This is a genomic window from Enterobacter sp. ECC-219 (assembly GCF_043966805.1).
GTDB classification, from domain to species: Bacteria; Pseudomonadota; Gammaproteobacteria; order Enterobacterales; family Enterobacteriaceae; genus Enterobacter; species Enterobacter cloacae_N.
Map to the genome: position 1 here is coordinate 4,643,719 of NZ_CP143680.1, position 23,928 is coordinate 4,667,646.

General features: G+C 56.5%; 19 protein-coding genes. 4 read left to right on the top strand and 15 right to left on the bottom strand.

The window, feature by feature from the left end; genetic code table 11:
* Nucleotides 1-50: 50 nt before the first annotated feature.
* From cysC to cysG, 4 genes are read right to left on the bottom strand one after another with little or no spacing between them, the layout of a single operon-like run.
* A complete protein-coding gene (gene cysC / locus V1603_RS22105; protein WP_080330141.1) occupies nt 51-656 on the bottom strand; it encodes an adenylyl-sulfate kinase in 606 nt (201 codons plus the stop codon).
* Entirely contained in the window at nt 656-2,080 is a 1,425-nt protein-coding gene (gene cysN / locus V1603_RS22110) for a sulfate adenylyltransferase subunit CysN (RefSeq protein ID WP_395313274.1), read from the bottom strand. The genes cysC and cysN overlap by 1 nt, the downstream gene beginning before the upstream one ends.
* Nucleotides 2,081-2,089: 9 nt before the next feature.
* Entirely contained in the window at nt 2,090-2,998 is a 909-nt protein-coding gene (gene cysD / locus V1603_RS22115) for a sulfate adenylyltransferase subunit CysD (RefSeq protein ID WP_008499613.1), read from the bottom strand.
* A 9-nt stretch (nt 2,999-3,007) separates the two neighbouring features.
* Nucleotides 3,008-4,357, bottom strand: a complete 1,350-nt coding sequence (cysG, locus tag V1603_RS22120; protein WP_192982835.1) for a siroheme synthase CysG — start codon at nt 4,355-4,357, stop codon at nt 3,008-3,010.
* A gap of 246 nt (nt 4,358-4,603) precedes the next feature.
* Here cysG and V1603_RS22125 point away from each other — a divergent pair, with 246 nt between their 5' ends.
* On the top strand, nt 4,604-5,647 hold the full coding sequence (locus tag V1603_RS22125; protein ID WP_116343473.1) for an aminopeptidase: 1,044 nt from the start codon (nt 4,604-4,606) through the stop codon (nt 5,645-5,647).
* A gap of 71 nt (nt 5,648-5,718) precedes the next feature.
* Here the strand turns inward: V1603_RS22125 and cysH are convergent, their stop codons facing one another.
* Genes cysH through cysJ form a run of 3 tightly spaced genes read right to left on the bottom strand, consistent with a single transcriptional unit; the run spans nt 5,719 to nt 9,986 of the window.
* A complete protein-coding gene (cysH, locus tag V1603_RS22130; protein WP_116343474.1) occupies nt 5,719-6,453 on the bottom strand; it encodes a phosphoadenosine phosphosulfate reductase in 735 nt (244 codons plus the stop codon).
* 15 nt (nt 6,454-6,468) lie between these two features.
* Nucleotides 6,469-8,181, bottom strand: a complete 1,713-nt coding sequence (cysI, locus tag V1603_RS22135; protein WP_116343475.1) for an assimilatory sulfite reductase (NADPH) hemoprotein subunit — start codon at nt 8,179-8,181, stop codon at nt 6,469-6,471.
* Nucleotides 8,181-9,986, bottom strand: a complete 1,806-nt coding sequence (gene cysJ / locus V1603_RS22140; protein ID WP_395313275.1) for an NADPH-dependent assimilatory sulfite reductase flavoprotein subunit — start codon at nt 9,984-9,986, stop codon at nt 8,181-8,183. Before cysJ ends, cysI begins: the two co-directional genes overlap by 1 nt.
* A gap of 306 nt (nt 9,987-10,292) precedes the next feature.
* Between cysJ and queD the strand changes: the two genes are divergently transcribed.
* The gene (queD, locus tag V1603_RS22145; RefSeq protein ID WP_014885039.1) at nt 10,293-10,655 is read left to right on the top strand and encodes a 6-carboxytetrahydropterin synthase QueD; all 363 of its coding nucleotides are present in this window, start codon (nt 10,293-10,295) and stop codon (nt 10,653-10,655) included.
* Nucleotides 10,656-10,683: 28 nt separating this feature from the next.
* Here queD and queE read toward each other — a convergent pair whose 3' ends face one another.
* From queE to V1603_RS22160, 3 genes are read right to left on the bottom strand one after another with little or no spacing between them, the layout of a single operon-like run.
* Nucleotides 10,684-11,355, bottom strand: coding sequence for a 7-carboxy-7-deazaguanine synthase QueE (queE, locus tag V1603_RS22150; RefSeq protein ID WP_116343477.1), 672 nt, complete (start codon nt 11,353-11,355; stop codon nt 10,684-10,686).
* A 54-nt stretch (nt 11,356-11,409) separates the two neighbouring features.
* Nucleotides 11,410-12,117, bottom strand: coding sequence for an N-acetylmannosamine-6-phosphate 2-epimerase (locus tag V1603_RS22155; protein ID WP_395313276.1), 708 nt, complete (start codon nt 12,115-12,117; stop codon nt 11,410-11,412).
* A complete protein-coding gene (locus V1603_RS22160; protein WP_395313277.1) occupies nt 12,117-13,676 on the bottom strand; it encodes a PTS transporter subunit EIIC in 1,560 nt (519 codons plus the stop codon). Before V1603_RS22160 ends, V1603_RS22155 begins: the two co-directional genes overlap by 1 nt.
* Before the next feature lie 165 nt (nt 13,677-13,841).
* On the opposite strand from V1603_RS22160, the gene V1603_RS22165 reads away from it, so the two are divergent.
* On the top strand, nt 13,842-14,666 hold the full coding sequence (locus V1603_RS22165) for a MurR/RpiR family transcriptional regulator (protein WP_116343480.1): 825 nt from the start codon (nt 13,842-13,844) through the stop codon (nt 14,664-14,666).
* Nucleotides 14,667-15,023: 357 nt separating this feature from the next.
* The gene (locus V1603_RS22170; RefSeq protein WP_116343481.1) at nt 15,024-16,133 is read left to right on the top strand and encodes an SDR family oxidoreductase; all 1,110 of its coding nucleotides are present in this window, start codon (nt 15,024-15,026) and stop codon (nt 16,131-16,133) included.
* Nucleotides 16,134-16,186: 53 nt separating this feature from the next.
* On the opposite strand, the gene eno is transcribed toward V1603_RS22170, so the two are convergent.
* The 5 genes from eno to rlmD form a co-directional block, all read right to left on the bottom strand.
* Nucleotides 16,187-17,485, bottom strand: a complete 1,299-nt coding sequence (gene eno, locus V1603_RS22175) for a phosphopyruvate hydratase (protein WP_006811784.1) — start codon at nt 17,483-17,485, stop codon at nt 16,187-16,189.
* 82 nt (nt 17,486-17,567) lie between these two features.
* Nucleotides 17,568-19,205, bottom strand: coding sequence for a glutamine hydrolyzing CTP synthase (gene pyrG, locus V1603_RS22180; RefSeq protein ID WP_116343482.1), 1,638 nt, complete (start codon nt 19,203-19,205; stop codon nt 17,568-17,570).
* A gap of 223 nt (nt 19,206-19,428) precedes the next feature.
* A complete protein-coding gene (mazG, locus tag V1603_RS22185) occupies nt 19,429-20,220 on the bottom strand; it encodes a nucleoside triphosphate pyrophosphohydrolase (protein WP_116343483.1) in 792 nt (263 codons plus the stop codon).
* Between the two features lie 69 nt (nt 20,221-20,289).
* Entirely contained in the window at nt 20,290-22,521 is a 2,232-nt protein-coding gene (gene relA, locus V1603_RS22190) for a GTP diphosphokinase (protein ID WP_008499628.1), read from the bottom strand.
* A 51-nt stretch (nt 22,522-22,572) separates the two neighbouring features.
* Nucleotides 22,573-23,871, bottom strand: coding sequence for a 23S rRNA (uracil(1939)-C(5))-methyltransferase RlmD (gene rlmD / locus V1603_RS22195; RefSeq protein ID WP_316380122.1), 1,299 nt, complete (start codon nt 23,869-23,871; stop codon nt 22,573-22,575).
* Nucleotides 23,872-23,928 lie beyond the last annotated feature (57 nt).

Below are 23,928 nucleotides of genomic sequence, written 5' to 3' on the forward strand. Positions count from 1 at the left end.
CTGTGACCGTGACTCATCGTTCGGGAAGACAGCTCCCGAACGATACCGCCTCAGGATCTGATAATATCGTCCCGTCTGAGCAGGTCTAATAATTGGCTTACTAAATTTGTTACCAATTGTTGACCCTTCAGATGAATCTCAGGCGATTCAGGCGCTTCGTAAACCGAGTCAATTCCGGTGAAGTTTCGCAGCTCGCCGGCACGCGCTTTTTTATACAGCCCTTTCGGATCGCGCGCTTCACAGATCTCCAGCGGCGTATCGACAAACACTTCAATAAAGCGATCCTGGCCCACGCGCTCGCGCACCATCTGGCGTTCGGCGCGGTGCGGTGAGATAAACGCCGTCAGCACCACCAGCCCGGCGTCCGCCATCAGGCTGGCAACCTCCCCCACCCGGCGAATGTTCTCTTTACGGTCGTCGTCGCTGAACCCCAAATCGCTGCACAGGCCGTGACGCACGTTGTCGCCATCCAGCAGGTAGGTACTCACTCCCTGCTGATGCAGCGCCTCTTCCAGCGCGCCCGCTACCGTGGATTTGCCGGAGCCGGACAGCCCGGTAAACCACAGCACAACCCCACGGTGGCCGTGGAGCTGTTCGCGCTGAGCGACGGTGACCGGATGAGGATGCCAGACGACGTTCTCATCATGGGCGGCCATTACTTACCTCCCAGCAGATCGCGGGCGCCCCAGTGTGGGAAGTGCTTACGTACCAGCGCGTTAAGTTCCAGTTCGAAGGAGCTGAATTCAGAGGCCGCGGTCGCCTGCTCGTTTGGCTCACGCACCATCCCCGCGCCGACGGTAACGTTCGTCAGACGGTCGATAAAGATCAGCCCGCCGGTTACCGGGTTCTGCTGATACGGATCCAGCACCAGCGGCTCGTCGAAGATCAGATCCACCAGGCCAATACCGTTCAGCGGCAGCTCGCTCACGTCACGGTGGGTCAGGTTGTTGATGTCCACCTGGAACTGAATGCCGTCCACGCGGGCGCGGGTTTTCTTGCCCGCAATTTTGATGTCGTAGCTCTGGCCTGCTGTCAGCGGCTGTTCGGCCATCCACACCACGTCCACGGACGCGCCCTGCACCGCCGCCAACGTCTCCTGCGCGTCGACCAGCAGGTCGCCGCGGCTGATGTCAATTTCGTCTTTCAGCACCAGCGTGACCGCTTCCCCTGCCCCGGCTTCCTGCAGGTCACCGTCGAACGTCACGATGCGAGCGATAGCCGACTCCACACCCGATGGCAGCACCTTGACGCGCTGCCCCACCTTCACGGCGCCGGAGGCGATAGTGCCGGAGAAGCCGCGGAAATCGAGGTTAGGACGGTTAACGTACTGCACCGGGAAGCGCATCGGCTGGGTGTCGACCACGCGCTGGATCTCAACGGTCTCCAGCACTTCCAGCAGCGTCGGGCCGCTGTACCACGGCATGTTCGCGCTCTGTGAGGCGACGTTATCGCCTTCCAGCGCCGAAAGCGGCACAAAGCGAATATCCAGGTTGCCCGGCAGCTGTTCGGCAAAGGTCAGGTAGCTCTGGCGGATCTCCTCGAATTTCTCTTCGCTGAAGTTCACCAGATCCATCTTGTTGACCGCCACCACCAGATGTTTGATCCCCAGCAGCGTCGAGATAAAGCTGTGGCGGCGGGTCTGATCCAGCACGCCTTTACGCGCGTCCATCAGCAGAATCGCCAGATCGCAGGTAGAGGCGCCGGTCGCCATGTTACGGGTGTACTGCTCGTGCCCTGGCGTGTCGGCAATAATAAATTTGCGCTTTTCGGTCGAGAAGTAGCGGTAGGCCACGTCAATGGTGATGCCCTGCTCGCGTTCCGCCTGCAGGCCGTCCACCAGCAGCGCCAGGTCGAGTTTTTCGCCCTGGGTACCGTGACGCTTGCTGTCGTTATGGAGGGAAGAGAGCTGATCTTCATAAATCTGGCGCGTATCGTGCAGCAGGCGGCCAATCAGGGTACTTTTCCCGTCATCCACGCTGCCGCAGGTCAGAAAACGCAGCAGGCTTTTGTGCTGTTGCGCATGCAGATACGCTTCGACGCCGCCTTCGTTGGCAATTTGTTGAGCAATAGTGGTGTTCATGGCGGCTCCTTAGAAATAACCCTGACGTTTCTTCAGCTCCATGGAGCCTGCCTGGTCGCGGTCAATCACGCGCCCCTGTCGCTCACTGGTGGTGGACACCAGCATCTCTTCGATGATCTCCGGCAGCGTCTGCGCGTTGGATTCCACCGCGCCGGTCAGCGGCCAGCAGCCGAGGGTACGGAAACGCACCATCTGTTTTTTGATCACTTCACCCGGCTGCAGGTCGATGCGATCGTCGTCGATCATCATCAGCATGCCGTCGCGCTCCAGCACCGGGCGCTCGGCGGCCAGATAAAGTGGCACGATCTCAATATTTTCCAGATAGATGTACTGCCAGATATCCAGCTCGGTCCAGTTGGAGAGCGGGAAGACGCGAATGCTTTCGCCCTTGTTGATCTGGCCGTTGTAGTTGTGCCACAGCTCCGGGCGCTGGTTTTTCGGGTCCCAGCGGTGGAAGCGATCGCGGAAGGAGTAGATACGCTCTTTGGCGCGGGATTTCTCTTCATCACGGCGCGCGCCGCCGAAAGCCGCATCGAAACCGTATTTGTTCAGCGCCTGCTTCAGCCCTTCGGTTTTCATGATATCGGTGTGCTTGGCGCTACCGTGCACGAACGGGTTAATGCCCATCGCCACCCCTTCCGGATTTTTATGCACCAGCAGCTCGCAGCCGTAGGCTTTCGCGGTACGGTCGCGGAATTCATACATTTCGCGGAATTTCCAGCCGGTATCCACGTGCAGCAGCGGGAACGGCAGCGTGCCCGGATAAAACGCTTTACGCGCCAGATGCAGCATGACGCTGGAATCTTTACCGATGGAGTACATCATCACCGGGTTAGAAAACTCGGCTGCCACTTCGCGGATAATATGGATACTTTCCGCTTCAAGCTGCCGCAGGTGAGTAAGTCGTTTTTGGTCCATAACCGTTCCTTAAGCCAAATTTACAACAGAAGAACCAAAGCCTTCTGCATCGGTTGTGTGTTGGAACCAGGCGAGCGTGCTGTGCAGCTGCACCACTTCACCCACCACGATCAGGGCAGGCATCGGGGCATCTTTCGCCAGGGTTGCAAGGTCTTGTAATGTGCCGATAGCGACATGCTGATCGACGCGCGTACCGCGAGAGATCACGGCTACCGGCGTCGTCGCCTCGCGACCGTGCTGAATAAGCTGCTCGCTGATGTCTGCGGCCTTCATCGTGCCCATGTATATCGCCAGCGTCTGGCGGCTCTGGGCGAGATGCGACCAGTCGAACGGCGTGCTGTCGGCCTTGTAGTGGCCGGTAACAAAGGTGACGCTTTGTGCGTAATCGCGATGGGTCAGCGGAATACCGGCGTAGGCCGTAACGGCTGACGCCGCCGTGATGCCGGGCACCACCTGGAACGGCACGCCCGCTTCGGCTGCCGCCTGCAGCTCTTCGCCGCCGCGACCGAAAATGAACGGGTCGCCCCCTTTCAGGCGCACCACGGTTTTGCCCGCTTTCGCGGCGGCAATCAGCATCTGGTTGGTATCGTGCTGCGGCACGGAGTGCTCGCCCGCCCGCTTGCCGACGCAGATTTGCTCTGCGTCGCGCCGGATCAGCTCGCGCACGCCGTCGGTGACCAGATGGTCGTAAAACACCACGTCCGCGTCCTGCAAAACCTGCAGGCCGCGCAGTGTTAGCAGCCCGGCATCGCCCGGCCCGGCCCCCACCAGAACGATCTCCCCGCCCGTACTGCCGGGGTTATCCAGTTCGTCTTCGAGAATTTTCTGCGCCGCCGTTTCATTTCCCGCCTGCATCAGGCTGGCAAAGCGGCCGCGAAACACGCGCTCCCAGAAGCGACGGCGTTCCGTCACGCTGGTCAGACGGTTTTTTAAATGGTTGCGCCAGTAGCTGGCTTTCTCCGCCATGCGTCCGAGGCTGGTCGGCAGCAGCGCTTCGATTTTTTCCCGCAGCACGCGCGCCAGCACCGGCGCGGTGCCGCCGGAGGAGATCGCCACCAGCAGCGGCGAACGGTCAACGATCGACGGGAAGATAAACGAGCATAAAGGCTGGTCGTCCACCACGTTCACCAGACGGTGACGGGCCTGGGCGGCTTCAGAGACACGCCGGTTCAGTTCCCGATTTTCAGTTGCCGCAATCACCAGCACCACACTGTCGAGTTGTGACTCGTCGAAATCCGCCTCTTCAACGACACGCACCTGTGCCCCTGCACGCTGCAGAAACGCGATTTTGCGATCGGCAATTTCACCCGTGCCGACAACCAGTACCGGTCGGTCTTTTAAGGCGGCAAAAAGGGGCAGATAGTCCACAGGCAACAACTCACTAACAACGAGGAATAGAGGGACTATAGGGGGCGGCTTAGATCGAATGAAATTACGAATTGGAATGAGTAGTTACTCAATGGAATAACGACGTGAAAAAGCAAATACCAAAAAGTGCTTAACTCGCGACATTTCGGGCATTTAAGAGCAATTCAAATTGTGTATGGACGATCACAGTTTCATACTATGCACGTTATTATTTTGCTCTGTTTTTAAGGACTCACTATGTTTTCCGCAACGCGCCACCGTATTGCTGCCCTGGCGCTCGGCGTTTGCTTTATCCTTCCGGCTCAGGCAAAAAATCAACCTTATGGTGAAATCGCCACTATGCAGGCGCGGCATATTGCGACGGTTTTCCCTGGCCGCATGACCGGTTCACCCGCGGAGATGCTCTCCGCCGACTATATTCGCCAGCAGTTTGCACAGATGGGCTACCAGAGTGATATTCGCTCGTTTCACAGCCGCTACATCTATACCTCACGCAATAAAACGCAGAACTGGCATAACGTGACCGGCAGTACGGTGATTGCAGCGCACGAAGGAAAGGCGGCTGAGCAGATCATTATCATGGCTCACCTGGATACCTACGCGCCAATGAGCGACGCCGATATTGATAATAACCTTGGGGGACTGACGCTGCAGGGCATGGACGACAACGCAGCGGGTCTCGGCGTGATGCTTGAACTGGCTGAACGCCTTAAGAATATCCCGACGAAATACGGTATTCGCTTTGTGGCGACCAGCGGCGAAGAAGAAGGGAAACTCGGCGCTGAGAATCTCCTTAAACGGATGAGCGCCGAGGAGAAGAAAAATACGCTGCTGGTGATTAACCTCGATAACCTGATAGTGGGCGATAAGCTCTATTTTAATAGCGGACAGAGCACGCCGAGCAGCGTGCGTAAACTCACCCGCGACCGCGCGCTGGCGCTTGCCCGTACGCATGGCGTCTATGCCGCGACAAACCCAGGCGGTAACCCGGATTATCCAAAAGGCACTGGCTGTTGTAATGACGGAGAAGTGTTTGATAAGGCAGGCATTCCGGTGCTGTACGTCGAGGCGACGAACTGGGCGCTGGGCAAAAAAGATGGCTATCAGCAGCGCGCTAAATCGAAAGCGTTCCCGGACGGGACCAGCTGGCATAATGTGCAACTGGATAACCAGCAGCACATAGACAGTGCCCTGCCGCAGCGGATTGAACACCGCAGCCGCGACGTGGTGAAGGTGATGCTGCCGCTGGTGAAGGAGCTGGCGAAAGCGGGGAAAGCCTGAGTTTTTTAAGTGTAGCGCGGCCTGATGCCCTCATCCCAACCCTCTCCCACCGGGAGAGGGAGGATAAAGGATTACCCTTCGTGTAGCCCGCACTCGCGCTTCAGCCCGAAGAATCGCGTCTCTTCTTCCGCCATTCCCGGTTCCCATTTGCGCGTGGTGTGGGTGTCGCCCACCGACAGATAGCCCTGGTCCCACAGCGGATGGTACTTCAGCCCGTGTTTTTGCAGATACTGATACACCGTCCGGTTATCCCAGTCGATAATCGGCAGCACTTTGAACACGCCGCGTTGAACCGCCAGCACCGGTAGCGTGGCGCGGCTTCCCGACTGCTCGCGGCGCAGGCCGGCAAACCAGGTCTGCGCGTTTAGCTCTTTCAGCGCCCGGTTCATCGGCTCAACTTTGTTGATCTCATTGTATTTTTCAATGCCCTCAACGCCCTGCTCCCACAGCTTGCCGTAGCGCGCCTCCTGCCAGGCCGCGCTTTCCGTGGCGCGGTAGACTTTGAGGTTCAGCCTGAGCTTGTCCGTCAGCTCGTCAATAAACTGATAGGTTTCCGGGAACAGGTAGCCGGTATCGGTGAGGATCACCGGAATGTCCGGACGGATCTGATTCACCAGATGCAGGCTGACTGCCGCCTGAATACCAAAGCTCGACGAGAGTACATAGTCTCCCGGCAGGTTTTCCAGCGCCCACGCCACGCGCCCTTCGGCATCCAGCGTTTCAAGGTGGGCGTTAGTTTCTGAAAGCTGAAGAATGCGTTCGACTTTTGGCAGTTCATTCAGGGCATTTAGATCGAGTACGGACATAATTACCTCTCGTGGTTATTCCCAGAAATCCCTTGCGGGATCGAGCACCGGGCGAATGATGCCCGCACGCACCGTAAAGTCGCCGAAGCCTTCACCCGCTTCGCGCTCTTTCGCCCAGCGCCCGACAAGCTCGTCGATGGAATCAAGAATTTCCGTCTCGGTGATGTTCTCGCGGAACATGCGCGGAATGCGCGTGCCGATACGGTTACCGCCCAGGTGCAGGTTATAGCGACCCGGCGCTTTGCCTACCAGCCCCAGTTCGGCCAGCATCGCTCGACCGCAGCCGTTCGGGCAGCCCGTCACGCGCATAACAATATGCTCGTCCGGAATACCGTGTTTTTCCAGAATCGCTTCCACTTTATCCGTGAATGACGGCAGGAAACGTTCCGCTTCGGCCATCGCGAGTGGGCAGGTCGGGAACGACACGCAGGCCATCGAGTTTTCACGCTGCGGTTTGACCGCATCCATCAACCCGTGATCGCGCGCCAGCTTCTCGATCTTCGCCTTCTGGCTCTCCGGCACGCCGGCAACGATCAGGTTCTGGTTAGCGGTAATGCGGAACTCGCCTTTGTGGATCTTCGCAATTTCCAGCAGACCGGTTTTCAGCGGACGGCCCGGATAATCCAGAATACGGCCGTTTTCAATAAACAGCGTCAGGTGCCATTTATTATCGATCCCTTTCACCCAGCCGATGCGATCGCCGCGACCGGTGAATTCGTAAGGGCGGATCGGCTCAAATTTGATCCCCGCGCGACGCTCCACTTCCTCTTTGAACGTCTCCACGCCCACGCGCTCGAGGGTGTATTTGGTTTTCGCGTTTTTACGATCGGTACGGTTGCCCCAGTCGCGCTGGGTGGTCACCACCGCTTCTGCCACGGCCAGCGTGTGCTCCAGCGGCAGGAAACCGAACTCGCTTGCGGTGCGGGCGTAGGTTTTCTTGTTACCGTGCTCAATAGACAGGCCGCCGCCCACCAGCAGGTTAAAGCCAATCAGCTTGCCGTTTTCGGCAATCGCCACGAAGTTCATGTCGTTGGCGTGCAGATCGATATCGTTCTGCGGCGGGATCACCACGGTAGTTTTAAACTTACGCGGCAGGTAGGTCTGACCGAGGATCGGTTCTTCGTCGGTGGTGGCGACTTTCTCCTGATCGAGCCAGATCTCCGCGTAGGCGCGGGTGCGCGGCAGGAGGTGCTCGGAGATCTTCTTCGCCCACTCATACGCTTCGGCGTGCAGCTCGGACTCGTACGGGTTCGAGGTGCAGAGCACGTTACGGTTCATGTCGTTGGCGGTCGCCAGCGCGTCCAGCCCGACGGAGTGGAGCATCTGGTGAACCGGCTTGACGTTCTTCTTCAGAATGCCGTGGAACTGGAAGGTCTGACGGTTGGTCAGGCGGATGCTGCCATAAATTGTATTTTCACCGGCAAACTTGTCGATCGCCTGCCACTGTTTGGTGGTGATCACCCCGCCCGGCAGGCGGCAGCGCAGCAGCATGGCGTGGCGAGGCTCCAGCTTCTGTTCAGCTCGCTCGGCGCGGATATCGCGGTCGTCCTGCTGATACATGCCGTGGAAGCGGATCAACAGGAAGTTGTCGCCTTTGAAGCCGCCGGTGAGACCGTCATTCAGATCTTCAGCAATGGTGCCGCGCAGATAGTTGCTTTCCAGCTTCATGCGCTCGGCGTCTGTCAGTTTACCTTCGACCACCAGTGGCCCTGGATGTTTTTCGCTCATTAGTAGACATCTCGCTGATAACGGCGCTCAACGCGCAGCTCACTTAAAAATTCATCCGCCGCTTCGGCATCCATACCGCCGAACTCGGCAATCACTTCCAGCAGTGCCTGCTCAACGTCTTTCGCCATGCGATTGGCGTCGCCGCAGACATAAATGTGGGCACCGTCATTGATCCAGCGCCACAGCTCTGCGCCCTGTTCGCGCAGTTTGTCTTGTACGTATATTTTTTCTTTCTGGTCGCGGGACCAGGCCAGGTCAATGCGGGTCAGTACGCCTTCTTTGACGTAGCGCTGCCACTCAACCTGGTAGAGGAAATCTTCGGTAAAGTGCGGGTTGCCGAAGAACAGCCAGTTTTTGCCCGGCGCTTCGTCTGCAGCACGCTGCTGCATGAAGGCGCGGAACGGCGCAATGCCGGTGCCCGGTCCAATCATGATGACCGGGGTCTCAGGGTTCGCCGGCAGGCGGAAGTTGTCGTTGTGCTCGATAAAGACGCGCACTTCGCCCTCTTCTTCCACGCGATCGGCCAGGAAGCTTGACGCGCCACCCGCGCGAGCGCGGCCTTCGATGTCGTAGCGCACCACGCCGACGGTAACGTGAACTTCGCTTTCCACTTCCGCCTGGGAAGAGGCAATGGAGTACAGGCGTGGGGTCAGCGGACGCAGCAGACCGATCAGCGCGTCGGCATCCAGCTGTGCCGGAGAAAAACGCACCATATCGACAATCGGCGTTGTCGCGGCGTAATGCTGCAGCTTCGCCTTATCGCCCACCAGCGGCAGCAGCGATTCGCTGCGCGTTAAGGTGGCGTAATTTTCAACGATATTCGGGGTGTTCACCGTCAGCTCGAAATGCCACTGCAGCGCCTCGGAGAGCGGCAGCCTTTTGCCGTCCACGGTGACAGGCTCATCACCCTTCAGCCACAGCAGTTCCACCAGCTCTTTCACCAGCGCCGGATCGTTCTGATACCAGACGCCCAGCGCATCGCCAGGCTGATAGCGCAGGCCGGAGTCGCCAAGATCGATTTCAATATGGCGCACGTCTTTTTCCGAGTCGCGACCGGTAATTTTCTGGTTCACCGACAGGCTCGCCGTCAGCGGCGCCTCTTTGGTGTAGGGGCTGGTGTGGATCTCATTGACGGTGCCTGCAGCGGTCACGGCGGCCTGCGCCGGCGTCTCTTTCGGCACACGCGCTTTCAGCACCTCAACGATGCGCGCGCGCCATTCGGCGGCGGCGGTCTGGTACTCGACATCCGCATCCACGCGATCCAGCAGGCGCTCCGCGCCCAGCTCCGCCAGCTTGCTGTCGAAGTCTTTACCGGACTGGCAGAAGAATTCATAGGAGGTATCACCCAGGCCAAATACGGCAAACGCAGTGCCATCCAGCTTCGGCGCTTTTTTCGAGAACAGGAACTTATGCAGCGCCACCGCTTCTTCAGCAGGTTCACCTTCACCCTGCGTAGAAGCCACCATCACCAGCAGTTTTTCTGACGCGATTTGCTTGAATTTATAATCCCCGGCGTTGACCAGGTTCACATTCAGTTTGGCGGCCAGCAGGTCGTCACGCAGCGCTTCGGCCACGCGGCGTGCGTTGCCCGTTTGCGAGGCGCTGATCAGCGTAATGGCCGGAATTTCCACGGCCGTTGCCGGTGCGCCTGCCACAGCGCCAGGCTGCTGGTTGAGCATTCCCCAGAAATAACCGGAGACCCAGGCAAGCTGAGTGGGAGAAAAATCAGAGGTGGCAGCCTGAAGGCGCGCCAGTTGCTCCGGGTTCAAGGGAAGCAAATTTGAAGGTGGGGCCTGTGTTGTCATGCGTCGTTATGTTCCAGTAGCCAAGCGGACTTTAAGCGAATAAATCCAAACTGAAGATAAGGTTAACGGCGTGGATAATAACAATTAAAGAAGGGATGGAAATAATAAATAACCAAATGGACTAACCTGTTTTAGTTATCGTTCTTAACGATAAAAACGATTAAATAACCTATTGAAATGCAATAATAAAAATAGATAAAGCCCCTGAATGTGAGGCTGGTGTCGTTCAGAGCCGTTTTAGTTAATGCTAAAAATTGTGCTTTCCGGTACTATGCGGCGGTTTTTTCCGCATTACTGAGAGCGATCATGTCCACCACACTGTTTAAAGATTTCACCTTCGAAGCCGCCCACCACCTTCCGCATGTGCCTGAAGGGCATAAATGCGGCCGCCTGCACGGGCATTCGTTCATGGTGCGTCTTGAGATCACCGGTGAAGTTGATCCGCATACCGGTTGGATCATGGACTTTGCCGAGCTGAAGGCCGCGTTTAAGCCGACCTACGATCGTCTGGATCACTACTACCTGAATGAAATCCCGGGTCTTGAAAACCCGACCAGCGAAGTGCTGGCAAAATGGATTTGGGATCAGATGAAGCCGCTGGTACCGCTGCTGAGCGCGGTGATGATCAAAGAGACCTGCACGGCAGGCTGCGTGTATCGCGGAGAGTAAAAAAAAGCCCGGCAAACCGGGCTTTTTTTTAGGCAATATTCAGGTACTTGTGCGTCTGCATCGACAGGCGCCAGTTGCGCGCAATGCAGGTTTCAATGCACAGGCGCGTCGCATCCTCTTTCTGGCTGATCGGCTGCAGGGCAATCACCCGCTGCTTCTCATCCGTCAGCGTTGCCAGCAGTTCATCCAGCGCTTCGATATCACGCACGCGCCCTACCGGGTGCTTGATTTCATCCGCGCGCTCCAGCGCCTGAGACAGCACGTCATATCCGCCGCGCATATTCACTTTTGGCGATACCGTCACCCAGGTGGTGTGCGAGCAGCGCACTTCATGGGTGCCGCTGGTCTCGATCTGGCAGCTGTAGCCGTTCTTTTCGAGCAACTCGGTCAGCGGCGTCAGATCGTGGATGCAGGGTTCACCGCCGGTGATCACGACGTGGCGCGCCGTCCAGCCCTGACGACCAATAATGGCCAGGAGATCCTCTGGACTGCCCGCGCCCCACTTATCGCTCTCTTTGGTTTTCGCCAGAATGCTAAACAGCGACACTTCCCGATCTGCGAGCTTATCCCACGTATGTTTGGTATCACACCAGGCACAGCCAACCGGGCATCCCTGTAAACGAATGAAAATAGCGGGAACGCCGGTAAAGTAACCCTCGCCTTGCAGGGTCTGGAACATCTCGTTAATCGGGTACTGCATAGTCATCTCAGTAAAGGGGATAAACGATAAGTATCGCAGATCCCCGCCGGATGGTCATGCTCCATCGGTGCTTTGCGCGCTAATCGCCGCCATAAAGCGCGCGGTAATTTGCTGTGGACGGGTAATCGCCCCGCCGACAACGACCGTATGCGCGCCCAGCGCCAGGCATCTGGCCGCGCGTTCAGGCGTATCCACATTGCCTTCGGCAATCACCGGAACCGTCACGACAGCCAGCACGGCCTTCAGGAACGCGCAGTCGTTCTCCGGAAGCGAATGGCCCGCCGTTTCCGCCGTATAGCCATAAAGCGTGGTGCCGACGCAGTCAATGCCAAGCGCCTGCGCCATCACGGCCTCGTCTACCGTGGAAATATCCGCCATCAGCAGTACCGCGGGATAGCGCGAGCGGATGCGCGTGACCAGCGTTTCCAGGGATTCCCCACCGGGACGCTCCCGCGCCGTCGCATCAAGCGCAATGATTTCCGGAGAGACGGCCATCAGCTCATCCACCTCCTTCATCGTGGCGGTGATGAACACCTCACTATCTGAATAATCCCGTTTGATGATGCCGATAACCGGTAAGGACACCTGCTGCTTAATGGCTTCGATATCCACCACGCTGTTGGCGCGAATGGCGGCGGCCCCGCCCTGTGCCGCCGCCAGCGCCATCCGCGACATGATAAACGGGCTGTGCAGCGGTTCATTTTCCAGCGCCTGACAGGAGACGACCAGTTTTCCCTTCAGGTTATCCAGTACAGTTTTCATTACGATAAGATCTCTTCCACTTCATTTTTGATAATCGTGACGTGCGGGCCATAAATGACCTGCACGCCGTTACCGCGCACGATGACGCCGCGCGCGCCGGTGGCTTTCAGCGCCGCGTCATTCACTTTGCTGCCGTCTTTCACCGTGACGCGAAGACGCGTGGCGCAGCAGTCCACCTCTTCGAGATTGTCTTTTCCGCCTAACCCGGCGATCACCGCAACGGCGCGCTCACTCTGCGATAAGGCCACTTCATTGGCCATCGCCTCCTTTTCCCGACCCGGCGTGGCAAAATCAAAGCGGTTAATCAGATAGCGGAAAGTGAAGTAGTAGAGGAAGAACCAGGGCACGCCGACCAGCGGAACGAACATCCAGTTGGTTTTGGCCTCCCCCTGCAGGATGCCGAACAGCACGAAGTCGATAAAACCGCCGGAGAAGGTTTGTCCGATGGTGATGTGCAGCATGTGTGCGAGCATGAACGCCAGCCCGTCAAACAGCGCGTGAATGACGTAGAGCACCGGGGCAATAAACAGGAAGGAGAACTCGATGGGCTCGGTTATTCCCGTCAGAAACGAGGTTAACGCCGCGGAGAGCAGCAGCCCGGCAACGCGCTTTTTATTCTCCGGTTTAGCCGTGTGGTACATCGCCAGACAGGCGCCGAGGAGGCCAAACATCATCGTGATAAAGCGCCCGGACATGAAGCGTGACGTGCCTTCGTAAAACTGACGCGTCGTGGGATCGGCCAGTTGGGCGAAGAAGATCCGCTGCGTGCCCTCCACCAGGTGACCGTTGACAATCTCGCTGCCGCCGAGCGCGGTGGTCCAGAACGGCAGATAGAAGATGTGGTGCAGACCAAACGGGCCCAGCATGCGTAAAATGAAGCCGTACAGCAGGGTGCCCAGATAACCGGTGGCATCCACCAGCCCACCCAGACCAAAAATCAGCTTCTGGAAGTGCGGCCAGACCACGGTCATGAGCGCACCGACGAGTATCGCCGCCAGCGAGCTGATAATAGGGACAAAGCGCGAGCCGCCAAAAAAGCCCAGGAACTGCGGAAGCGCTATCTTGTTAAAACGGTGGTGCAGCGCGCAGGTCACGAGACCAATCACCACGCCGCCAAACACGCCGGTTTCCAGCGTCTGAATGCCCAGCGTCATGCCCTGCCCGACGGCACCGGGGTTTTCGTGCGCCAGTTTGCCGGTGAGGATCAGCAGCGCGTTGATGGTGGCATTCATCACCAGAAACGCGAGTAGCGCCGCCAGCCCCGCCGTGCCCTTATCGCTTTTTGCCAGACCGACGGCCACCCCAACGGCAAACAGCACCGAGAGGTTCGCAAACACAATTGAACCGGCACTGCTCATGATAGTGAAAATGGCCTGAAGCCAGCTCACATCTAAAAATGGATAGGCCGCCAGCGTATTGGGGTTCGATAACGCCCCGCCGATACCGAGCAGCAGACCCGCCGCGGGCAACACGGCGATAGGCAACATAAAGGATTTGCCAAAGCGCTGAGCTTTTTCAAACCATCCCCCCGACGAAGCGCCACTGAATATTTGCATCATTTTTTCATCCCCCCATTAAAAGATGAAAATTTTTATCATATTAATATTTAATAGTGAAAATTATCATCAAAAACCAGGAGGCCGATCATACTTTTTTAAAATGACTGGCATCTTTCCCCCGCTTTCCGCCACACTAGTCGCAGTGAAACACATTAAGGACGTGGCATGTCGGACCATGAAAATCTGCTGCTGAAGCTCCGCCAGGAAGCTTCCGGGTACAGCCCAACGCAGCAAAAACTCGGCGAGTTTGTCCTGAGCGACCCTGCCCGGGTGCTCTACCTGACCATCACCGAGCTGGCGCGCGAGAGCCACACCAGCGAGGCCAGCGTGACGCGTCTTTGCCGGACGCTGGGCTGCAAAGGGTATAACGAATTTAAAATGGCGCTGGCGCTGGATATTCAGCAGGGCCAGCCCGCGCGTCAGGCGGGGGATGAGATTGACAGCGTGGTGGATGAGTCGGTTCAGGCTCTGCAGGATACCGCGAGACTCCTCGACCGCGCGCTACTTGAAAAGGCCGCACTGGCGCTGCACCAGGCGCAATCCGTGCAGATTTATGGCGTCGCGGCCAGCGCGATCCTCGGGGAGTACTTGCATTACAAGCTATTAAGGCTGGGTAAACCTGCACAGCTGTTTAGCGATATGCACCGCGCAGCCATGAATGCGACAACGCTTTCGGCAGAGACGCTGGTGGTGGCGATCTCCAGTTCCGGTTCAACGCGAGATTTGCTTCACGTGGTGAAACTTGCCCGCAAGCGGGGCGTGAAAGTTCTTGCGCTCAGCAACACGCCCCGCAGCCCGCTGGCGTCTCTTAGCGATATGCAGCTGGTGGCCGCCAAGCCAGAAGGCCCCCTTAGCGCAGGTGCGCTCAATGCCAAGGTTGGGGTGATGCTGCTGATCGAATTGCTGACGACATCCATGATTGCGCTGGATGGCCATTACGCTGACGTTAGCCAGCAAACGGCCAGCGCCACGCTTCCTCTTCTGCTCTGAAAACCATTCGCAGGCTTAATAAATAGCCTGCGTTTTATTTTTTCCAATTTCACTTAAGCAAGGCTCAATTCATTTATTTGATAAACATTTGGTGTAACAAAGTGTTTTATTTATTACATTTTGAATTACACTCACCGCGCCACCACCTTCTATAAAATAGATTTAAAATCATATAGTTGAAATATAAATATTAATAAATTGAATTTTTCCGCTCTCCGCACTGTCCAATATTTTCACCTAATTTCCTTTCCTTAAAATAAGCTTAAGACGCTCTCGATTCCTGCGTTTTATTATTTAAATGCCGTTTACTTTTGCGCGCCTACAATCCGCCTCATCAATCATAATGAGACGGTATTAATGAAGATGTTATTGATTACAGGCGTGACCGGTTTTCTGGGCGGGGCAGTACTTGAAAAAATCCTGACCAGCGATCAATCCGTAAAACTCCTTTTGCTTGCCCGCGCCGACGATCCGCAGAGCGGGCTGGCGCGCGTGCAGGAGAACATGCGTAAGTTTAACGTTCCTGAGAAGAAGCTGGCCTCCCTGAGCGTGGATAATATCCTTATTGGTGACCTCAGCCACCCGGAAGCCTTTCTGAACGATCCCCGACTGGACCAGGTTACGCATGTCGTTAACTGTGCGGCAGTTGCGTCATTTGGGAATAACCCGCTGATCTGGAAGGTAAACGTCGAAGGTACCCTTGCGCTGGCGCGCCGCATGGAGCAGGTCGCAGGGCTGCAGCGTTTCCTGCACGTAGGCACCGCAATGTCATGCACGCCGGAGCAGGATTCGCTGGTCGCCGAAAGTGCGGAATTCAGAGAAAATGCTGAGCACCTGGTGGAATACACGTATTCGAAGTCAACCATCGAACAGCTGATGCGCCAGAAGTGCCCGAATCTGCCGCTGCTCATCGCTCGTCCGTCCATCGTCGTCGGCCATACCCGCCACGGCTGCACGCCGTCGAGCAGCATCTTCTGGGTCTTTAGCATGGGCCTGATGCTGCAAAAGTTTATGTGCTCGATGGAAGACCGGATCGACGTTGTCCCGGTGGATTATTGCGCCGATGCGATGTTAATGCTGCTCAACAGCAACGCGCGTCCGGGAGAAGTGGTACACATTTCTGCCGGGGAAGAGAATAGCGTTCGCTTTGCGGATATCGATCGGGCGATGGCGCAGGCACTGGAGAAAGCGCCTGTTGGCGATAAGTACGCGCAGGTCAGCTACGAAACGCTGGTCAAAATGCGCCGTGAGCTGAAAACAATTTTTGGCCCATGCAACGAACGTCTGATGCTGAGAGCCATGCGTTTATACGGTGCCTTTGCCACGCTGAACGTGCGCTTCAGCAACGATAAGCTGCTCAGCATGGGGATGCCAAAGCCACCCCGGTTTACGGATTATATTGCCCGCTGCGTGCAAACCACCCGGGGGCTAACCATTCCGGAGCAGATGGCGGTCGATTTTAAATAGCCAAAAAAAATGCCAGTCATTCGACTGGCATTTTCATTTTAAGGCTTAAGCAATTATGCCTGGCCTTTGATCTCTTTACGACCGTTGTAAGGCGCTTTTTCACCCAGCGCTTCTTCGATACGAATCAGCTGGTTGTATTTAGCAACACGGTCAGAACGGCTCATAGAACCAGTTTTGATCTGGCCAGCAGCGGTACCCACAGCCAGGTCAGCAATGGTCGCGTCTTCAGTTTCGCCAGAACGGTGAGAGATAACAGCGGTGTAGCCAGCGTCTTTCGCCATTTTGATCGCAGCCAGCGTTTCGGTCAGAGAACCGATCTGGTTGAATTTGATCAGGATGGAGTTAACGATGCCTTTCTCGATGCCTTCTTTCAGGATCTTGGTGTTGGTTACGAACAGATCGTCACCAACCAGCTGGATTTTGTCGCCCAGCACTTTGGTCTGGTATGCGAAACCATCCCAGTCAGACTCGTCCAGACCGTCTTCGATAGAAACGATTGGGTACTGTTTGGTCAGGTCTTCCAGGAAGTGAGTGAACTCTTCGGAGGTGAACGCTTTGTTGCCTTCGCCAGCCAGAACGTATTTACCGTCTTTGTAGAATTCAGATGCTGCACAGTCCATCGCCAGGGTGATGTCTTTGCCCAACTCGTAGCCTGCTGCTTTAACCGCTTCAGCGATAACAGCCAGTGCTTCTGCGTTAGAACCCAGGTTTGGCGCGTAGCCACCTTCGTCACCAACAGCAGTGTTCATACCTTTAGCTTTCAGAACTTTCGCCAGGTTGTGGAACACTTCAGAACCCATACGAACCGCTTCTTTCAGGGTTTTCGCGCCAACTGGCTGAATCATGAATTCCTGAATATCAACGTTGTTGTCTGCGTGCTCACCACCGTTGATGATGTTCATCATTGGTACAGGCATAGAGTATTTGCCTGGGGTGCCGTTCAGTTCAGCGATGTGCTCGAACAGTGGCATACCTTTAGCAGCGGCTGCTGCTTTGGCGTTCGCCAGGGAAACGGCCAGGATTGCGTTCGCACCGAAGTTAGATTTGTTTTCAGTACCGTCCAGATCGATCATGATCTTGTCGATGCCAGCCTGATCTTTGGCATCTTTGCCAACGATAGCCTGAGCAATAGGACCGTTAACAGCGCCAACCGCTTTCAGTACGCCTTTGCCCATGAAACGGGATTTGTCGCCATCACGCAGTTCCAGCGCTTCGCGGGAACCTGTAGAAGCACCTGATGGAGCAGCTGCCATACCGACGAAACCACCTTCCAGATGAACTTCGGCTTCAACGGTCGGGTTACCACGGGAGTCGATGATTTCACGACCGATGACTTTAACGATTTTGGACATTAGATTTTCCTCAGTACAAGTTAAACTAAAACTCCAGACAAACAACGCGTACCGTTGGTACGCGTTGCCGTTCTAACTTTTTTTACTTCGCCTGACGCTTCTGGTACTCGTTGGCGGCTTTAACGAAGCCTGCAAACAGCGGATGTCCATCACGCGGCGTTGAAGTAAATTCCGGGTGGAACTGGCAGGCGACAAACCACGGATGGTTTGGCACCTCGATGATCTCGACTAACTGATCATCCCCGGAGCGACCCGCAACACGCAGGCCCGCGGCTTCAATTTGTTTCAACAACATGTTGTTGACTTCATAGCGGTGACGATGGCGCTCGGTGATGACCGGCTCGCCGTACAGCTTGCGAACCACGCTATCGTCGGACAGCTGGCAGGCCTGTGCGCCAAGACGCATAGTGCCACCCAGATCGCTCTTCTCGGTACGGACTTCAACGTTACCGTCTTCGTCACGCCATTCCGTAATCAGCGCCACTACAGGGTACTTACAGTCTGGCACAAATTCCGTAGAGTTCGCGTTTTCCATTCCCGCTACGTTACGCGCAAATTCGATCAGCGCAACCTGCATACCCAGGCAGATGCCGAGGTATGGAATATTGTTTTCACGCGCATAGCGTGCAGTGGCGATCTTGCCTTCAACACCACGGTAGCCGAAGCCGCCAGGGATGAGGATAGCATCCAGATCTTTCAGAATTTCAACGCCACGTGTTTCAACATCCTGCGAATCAATCAGCTTGATGTTCACGGAGACGCGGTTCTTCAGACCACCGTGTTTCAGCGCTTCGATAACGGACTTATAGGCGTCCGGCAGTTCGATGTACTTGCCGACCATACCGATAGTCACTTCGCCCGCCGGGTTAGCTTCTTCGTAAATAACCTGTTCCCATTCAGACAGGTTAGCTTCCGGACAGTTCAAGCTGAATCGTTTACAAATATAATCGTCCAGACCCTGTGATTTCAACAGGCCCGGGATTTTATAAATGGAATCGACATCTTTCATTGAAATAACGGCTTTTTCAGGCACGTTACAGAACAATGCAATTTTCGCACGTTCGTTCGCCGGGATTGCGCGATCGGAACGGCAAACCAGGATGTCAGGCTGAATACCGATGGAGAGCAGCTCTTTAACGGAGTGCTGAGTCGGTTTGGTTTTCACTTCACCTGCTGCCGCCATGTAAGGCACCAGCGTCAGGTGCATGAACAGCGCGTGTTCACGACCAATGTCTACCGCCAGCTGACGAATCGCTTCGAGGAATGGCAGGGATTCGATATCACCCACGGTGCCGCCGATTTCAACCAGCACAACGTCATGCCCTTCGCCACCGGCAAGGACACGCTCTTTGATTGCGTTAGTGATGTGTGGGATAACCTGCACGGTCGCGCCCAGGTAGTCACCGCGGCGCTCTTTACGCAGAACGTCAGAGTAGATGCGGCCAGTCGTAAAGTTGTTACGACGGGTCATTTTGGTACGAATGAAACGCTCGTAGTGGCCAAGATCCAAATCGGTTTCAGCGCCGTCTTCAGTAACGAACACTTCCCCGTGTTGGGTTGGGCTCATGGTGCCAGGATCGACGTTGATGTACGGATCCAGTTTCATCATGGTCACATTGAGGCCACGGGCTTCAAGAATGGCTGCGAGGGAGGCTGCGGCAATGCCTTTACCCAGAGAGGATACGACCCCGCCGGTCACAAAAATATAGTTCGTTGTCATGCTGAACCTGAGAAGTTAGGGTGAAACGATGGAATAACCAGGACGGGAAAGTAGTATACCCGAACACGGCGAGCGCCACAAACTTTCATTCTTCGTCTCCATTCCAGGCCATGACAAACATAAGGAGTGAGAAAATAGCCCCTTTTGGGTAAATGTTTTTGACGCAAATCAAGCGCTTGTCATTTAAAAAATCACACAAATTGCGCTTGATCGCAAAATTCCGTTAGAGATCAGATTCCTGGCGTTTTACTTCCTGCCAGACTTCTTCCATAGCGTCGAGGTCAATTCCGGTCATTTCCAGGCCGCGCGAGGCCACAATCCGCTCTACTTCACGAAAGCGTCGTTCGAATTTCAGGTTGGCTTTTTGCAGGGCGGTTTCCGCTTTTACCCCTAAATGGCGAGAAAGGTTGACGGTCGCGAACAGCAGGTCGCCCATCTCTTCCTCCAGCTTTGCTTCATCCACCACCGCCTGCTGCGCTTCGTGCATCACTTCGTCGATCTCTTCATGCACTTTACCCAGCACCGGTCCCAGGGAATCCCAGTCAAAACCCACGGCCGAGCAGCGTTTCTGAATTTTGTGGGCGCGCATCAGCGCGGGCAGGCTCAGCGGGATGTCGTCCAGCGCAGAGTGCTGGGACTTTTCAGCGCGCTCGGCGCTTTTTATCTGCTCCCAGCGGGCCAGCACCTCTGCGCTGTTTCCTGCGGTGGCATCGCCAAAGATATGCGGGTGGCGGCGCTCCAGCTTGTCGCTGATAGCGGCGCAGATATCCTCAAAGTTAAAGCGCCCTTCCTCCTGCGCCATCTGGGCGTAGAAGACCACCTGGAACAGCAGGTCGCCGAGTTCACCGCGCAGGTCATCGAAGTCCTCGCGGGAAATGGCGTCCAGCACCTCATAGGTCTCTTCGAGGGTATAGGGCGCGATGGTGGCGAAAGTCTGCTCTTTGTCCCATGGACAGCCGTTTTCCGGGTCGCGCAGGCGTTTCATGATGCCAAGCAGGCGGTCGATTTGAGTCATGATTAAGTCCTGATAAAAAAATGCCGGGTGGCGGCTTACGCCTTACCCGGCCTACAAAAGAGGGAAATCTTAACCGCCGTGCAGACGACGCGCGTCAATCACATCCGGCACCTGGTTCAGCTTGCCCAGCACGCGGCCGAGCACCTGCAGGTTGTAGATTTCGATGGTCATATCGATGGTGGCAAGCTGCTCGCGAGTATCGCTGCGGCTGGCAACGCCCAGCACGTTGACCTTCTCGTTGGCGAGAATGGTGGTGATATCGCGCAGCAGGCCGCTGCGGTCGTTGGCGGTAACGCGCACCACCAGCGAGTAACCGGCGGAGTAGCTCTCACCCCAGACCGCCTCCACGATGCGCTCCGGCGCATGGGACTGCAGCTCCGCAAGCTGGTCGCAGTCGGAGCGGTGGATAGAGATCCCGCGCCCCTGAGTGATAAAGCCGACAATGTCGTCACCCGGAATCGGCTGGCAGCAGCGGGCGATGTGGTGCATCAGGTTGCCCACGCCCTCAACCACCACGCGGCCGTTGTCTTTGCTGCGCTGCTGCGGGGCATAGGTTTTCTGCTGCAGCTGCTTCAGCGCCGCCGCGTCCTGCTCTTCCGCGCTAGGCTTGTTGAACTGCGCCTGCAGGAAGTTGACCATCTGATTAAGACGGATATCACCGCCGCCAATCGCCGCCAGCAGCTCGTCCAGCTCGTTGAAGTTGTAGCGCGGCAGCAGGAACTTTTCCGCCTCTTTCAGGCTGATCCCGATGTGCTCCAGCTCGTCGTCGAGGATCTGGCGACCGGCAAGAATGTTTTTGTCACGATCCTGCTTGCGGAACCAGGCGTGGATTTTAGAGCGCCCGCGGCTGGTAGTGACGTAGCCCAGGTTCGGGTTAAGCCAGTCGCGGCTCGGGTTAGGCTGCTTCTGGGTGATGATTTCAATCTGGTCGCCCATCTGCAGCTGGTAGGTAAACGGTACGATACGTCCGCCGATCTTCGCCCCGATGCAGCGGTGCCCCACGTCGCTGTGGATATGGTAAGCAAAATCGAGCGGCGTAGAGCCGGCCGGCAGGTCGACAACGTCCCCTTTCGGGGTAAAGACGTAGACGCGGTCATCAAAGACCTGGCTACGCACCTCATCGAGCATCTCGCCGGAGTCGGCCATCTCTTCCTGCCACGCAATCAGCTTGCGCAGCCAGGCAATGCGGTCTTCGTGACCAGAACGCGCTCCGCCCGAGGTACCTTCTTTATATTTCCAGTGCGCGGCAACGCCCAGCTCGGCGTCTTCATGCATCTGTTTGGTGCGGATCTGAATCTCGACCGTTTTGCCGCCGGGGCCAAGAACCACGGTATGAATGGACTGATAGCCGTTTGGTTTGGGGTTCGCGACGTAGTCATCGAACTCATCCGGCAGATGGCGGAAGTGAGTATGTACTATACCCAGCGCGGCGTAGCAGTCCTGCAGACGCTCCGCCACGATACGCACGGCGCGCACGTCAAACAGCTCGTCAAAGGCGAGGTGTTTCTTCTGCATTTTGCGCCAGATGCTGTAGATATGCTTAGGTCGACCGTAAACTTCGGCACGCACATTCTCTTCTTTCATCGCCTGGCGCAGGCCGCCGACAAATTCCTCGATATAGTGCTCGCGGTCGATACGGCGCTCGTGCAGAAGTTTAGCAATGCGCTTATATTCTGCCGGATGCAGGTAGCGGAAGCAGTAATCTTCCAGCTCCCATTTCAGCTGACCAATCCCTAAGCGGTTCGCCAGCGGGGCATAAATGTTCGTACACTCTTTTGCGGCCAGCACGCGCTCGTCTTCCGGCGCATCTTTGACCTCGCGCAGGTGGGCAATACGCTCGGCCAGCTTGATGACCACGCAGCGGAAATCATCCACCATGGCAAGCAGCATCCGGCGGACGTTATCAACCTGCTCAGAGGAGACGGAGTCGGTATGCGCGGCTTTAAGCTGGCGGATAGCCGCCATATCGCGCACGCCGTGGATCAGTGCAACGACGGATTTCCCGACGCTGTCGCGCAGCACATCTTCGCTGACTACGTCCGCATCCGCGAGAGGGAACAGCAGCGCGGCCTGCAGGGTTTCGATGTCCATGTTCAGCATGGACAAGATTTCCACCATCTCCACGCCGCGCCATAAGAGAAGATCGGCATCCGGGTGTCCCTGCGTGGTGCGCAGACAGTAGGCCCAGGTTTCGGTTAAGCGTTCACACGACTGCTGGCTGGAAATTCCCAGACTTGCGATCCATTTTTGTGGGTCAAACTCCCCAGCTTTATTGAGATGTGCACTTCTTACCGCAACCATTGTCCTCTCCTTTAGGGACCAGGGCCTGTCGAAGTCGACAAGCCAAACAAATTAGATGTGCTCGAACAACACCATCGATTCCAGATGTCCAGTGTGCGGGAACATGTCCAGCATTGCCAGACGCTGAATCTGGTAACCCGCGCTGAGTAACGCCTCACTGTCCCGGGCAAGCGTTGCCGGGTTACAGGAAACATAGACCACACGCTTTGGCGCGAGTTTAATAATATGTGCCATCACGCCCGGGGCACCGGCACGCGCCGGGTCGAGCAGGATTTTGTCAAAGCCCTGCTGTGCCCACGGCTGTTGGGTGACATCGTCCTCAAGATTTTGATGAAAGAATGTCACATTTTGCAAGCCGTTCTGCCGCGCGTTCTCCTGCCCTTTCGCTACCAGCGCCTCAACGCCTTCCACGCCGACGACGCTTGCCGCTCTGCGCGCCAACGGCAGAGTAAAGTTACCCATGCCGCAGAACAGATCGAGCACCCGGTCAGTGGGCTGTACGTCAAGCCATGCCAGGGCGTTCGCCACCATCTGCTGGTTTACGCCGTCGTTGACCTGAATGAAATCCCGCGGGCTGAACGTTAAGCGTAGCCCGTCTGACGCATACCAGGGAGCTTCACCTGTTACCTGTTCAAGTATCTCGCTTTGCGGCGCGAGGAAAAGCGCAAGCTCATGAGAATGCGAAAAGCGTTCCAGTTTTTCGCGATCTTTTTTCGACAGCGCCGCGGTGTGGCGCAGCACCATCAGCGGGCCATTGTTCGCCAGCACCAGTTCAACGTGGCCCAGTGAACGCACCCCGTCGAGCGATGCAAGACAGCGGTGCACGTCAGGAAGCAATGCCTCAAGATGGGGCACCAGAATGGGGCACTGCTTCACGTCAACAATATCGCTGGAGGCCGCTTTGCGAAAACCCATCTCCAGCCGCGCCGTTTTAGGCTGATAGCTCAGGCTAAGACGCGCGCGGCGGCGATAGCCCCAGGGCTCATCGGCGATAATTTCGTTAACGTCGTGCTTCAGCAGACGCGCCAGGGCCTGGCTTTTACTTTTTTGCTGTAATTCTGTGCTCGCATGCTGTTGCTGGCAGCCGCCGCACACGCCAAAATGGGGGCAGCGGGGCGCCACGCGCTGCGGGCTATCGTTGAGGCGACGCTTCACCTGTCCGCGTGCGTACTGGCGTTTGTCTTCCGTCAGCGTAATTTCTGCTCGTTCTGTTGGCAGCAAACCTGTTATAAACAGAGTCTTACCATTGTGACGAGCCACTCCCTGACCAAACGGATCAAGATCCGTGGCTTCAACAGTAATGATTTGACGCGTCGTCACGCGTCGCTTTGCAGAGTAGAATTGCGCCATCGCCGAGATTTTTCTCACATAAACATAATTATTTTAATTGTCCCATAACGGAACGCC

Bases quoted from the DNA above. Each gene is read 5' to 3' on its own strand.
- cysC (WP_080330141.1), bottom strand. From the start codon at position 656: ATGGCCGCCCATGATGAGAACGTCGTCTGGCATCCTCATCCGGTCACC.
- cysN (WP_395313274.1), bottom strand. From the start codon at position 2,080: ATGAACACCACTATTGCTCAACAAATTGCCAACGAAGGCGGCGTCGAA.
- cysD (WP_008499613.1), bottom strand. From the start codon at position 2,998: ATGGACCAAAAACGACTTACTCACCTGCGGCAGCTTGAAGCGGAAAGT.
- V1603_RS22125 (WP_116343473.1), top strand. From the start codon at position 4,604: ATGTTTTCCGCAACGCGCCACCGTATTGCTGCCCTGGCGCTCGGCGTT.
- cysH (WP_116343474.1), bottom strand. From the start codon at position 6,453: ATGTCCGTACTCGATCTAAATGCCCTGAATGAACTGCCAAAAGTCGAA.
- cysI (WP_116343475.1), bottom strand. From the start codon at position 8,181: ATGAGCGAAAAACATCCAGGGCCACTGGTGGTCGAAGGTAAACTGACA.
- cysJ (WP_395313275.1), bottom strand. From the start codon at position 9,986: ATGACAACACAGGCCCCACCTTCAAATTTGCTTCCCTTGAACCCGGAG.
- queD (WP_014885039.1), top strand. From the start codon at position 10,293: ATGTCCACCACACTGTTTAAAGATTTCACCTTCGAAGCCGCCCACCAC.
- queE (WP_116343477.1), bottom strand. From the start codon at position 11,355: ATGCAGTACCCGATTAACGAGATGTTCCAGACCCTGCAAGGCGAGGGT.
- V1603_RS22155 (WP_395313276.1), bottom strand. From the start codon at position 12,117: ATGAAAACTGTACTGGATAACCTGAAGGGAAAACTGGTCGTCTCCTGT.
- V1603_RS22160 (WP_395313277.1), bottom strand. From the start codon at position 13,676: ATGATGCAAATATTCAGTGGCGCTTCGTCGGGGGGATGGTTTGAAAAA.
- V1603_RS22165 (WP_116343480.1), top strand. From the start codon at position 13,842: ATGTCGGACCATGAAAATCTGCTGCTGAAGCTCCGCCAGGAAGCTTCC.
- V1603_RS22170 (WP_116343481.1), top strand. From the start codon at position 15,024: ATGAAGATGTTATTGATTACAGGCGTGACCGGTTTTCTGGGCGGGGCA.
- eno (WP_006811784.1), bottom strand. From the start codon at position 17,485: ATGTCCAAAATCGTTAAAGTCATCGGTCGTGAAATCATCGACTCCCGT.
- pyrG (WP_116343482.1), bottom strand. From the start codon at position 19,205: ATGACAACGAACTATATTTTTGTGACCGGCGGGGTCGTATCCTCTCTG.
- mazG (WP_116343483.1), bottom strand. From the start codon at position 20,220: ATGACTCAAATCGACCGCCTGCTTGGCATCATGAAACGCCTGCGCGAC.
- relA (WP_008499628.1), bottom strand. From the start codon at position 22,521: ATGGTTGCGGTAAGAAGTGCACATCTCAATAAAGCTGGGGAGTTTGAC.
- rlmD (WP_316380122.1), bottom strand. From the start codon at position 23,871: ATGGCGCAATTCTACTCTGCAAAGCGACGCGTGACGACGCGTCAAATC.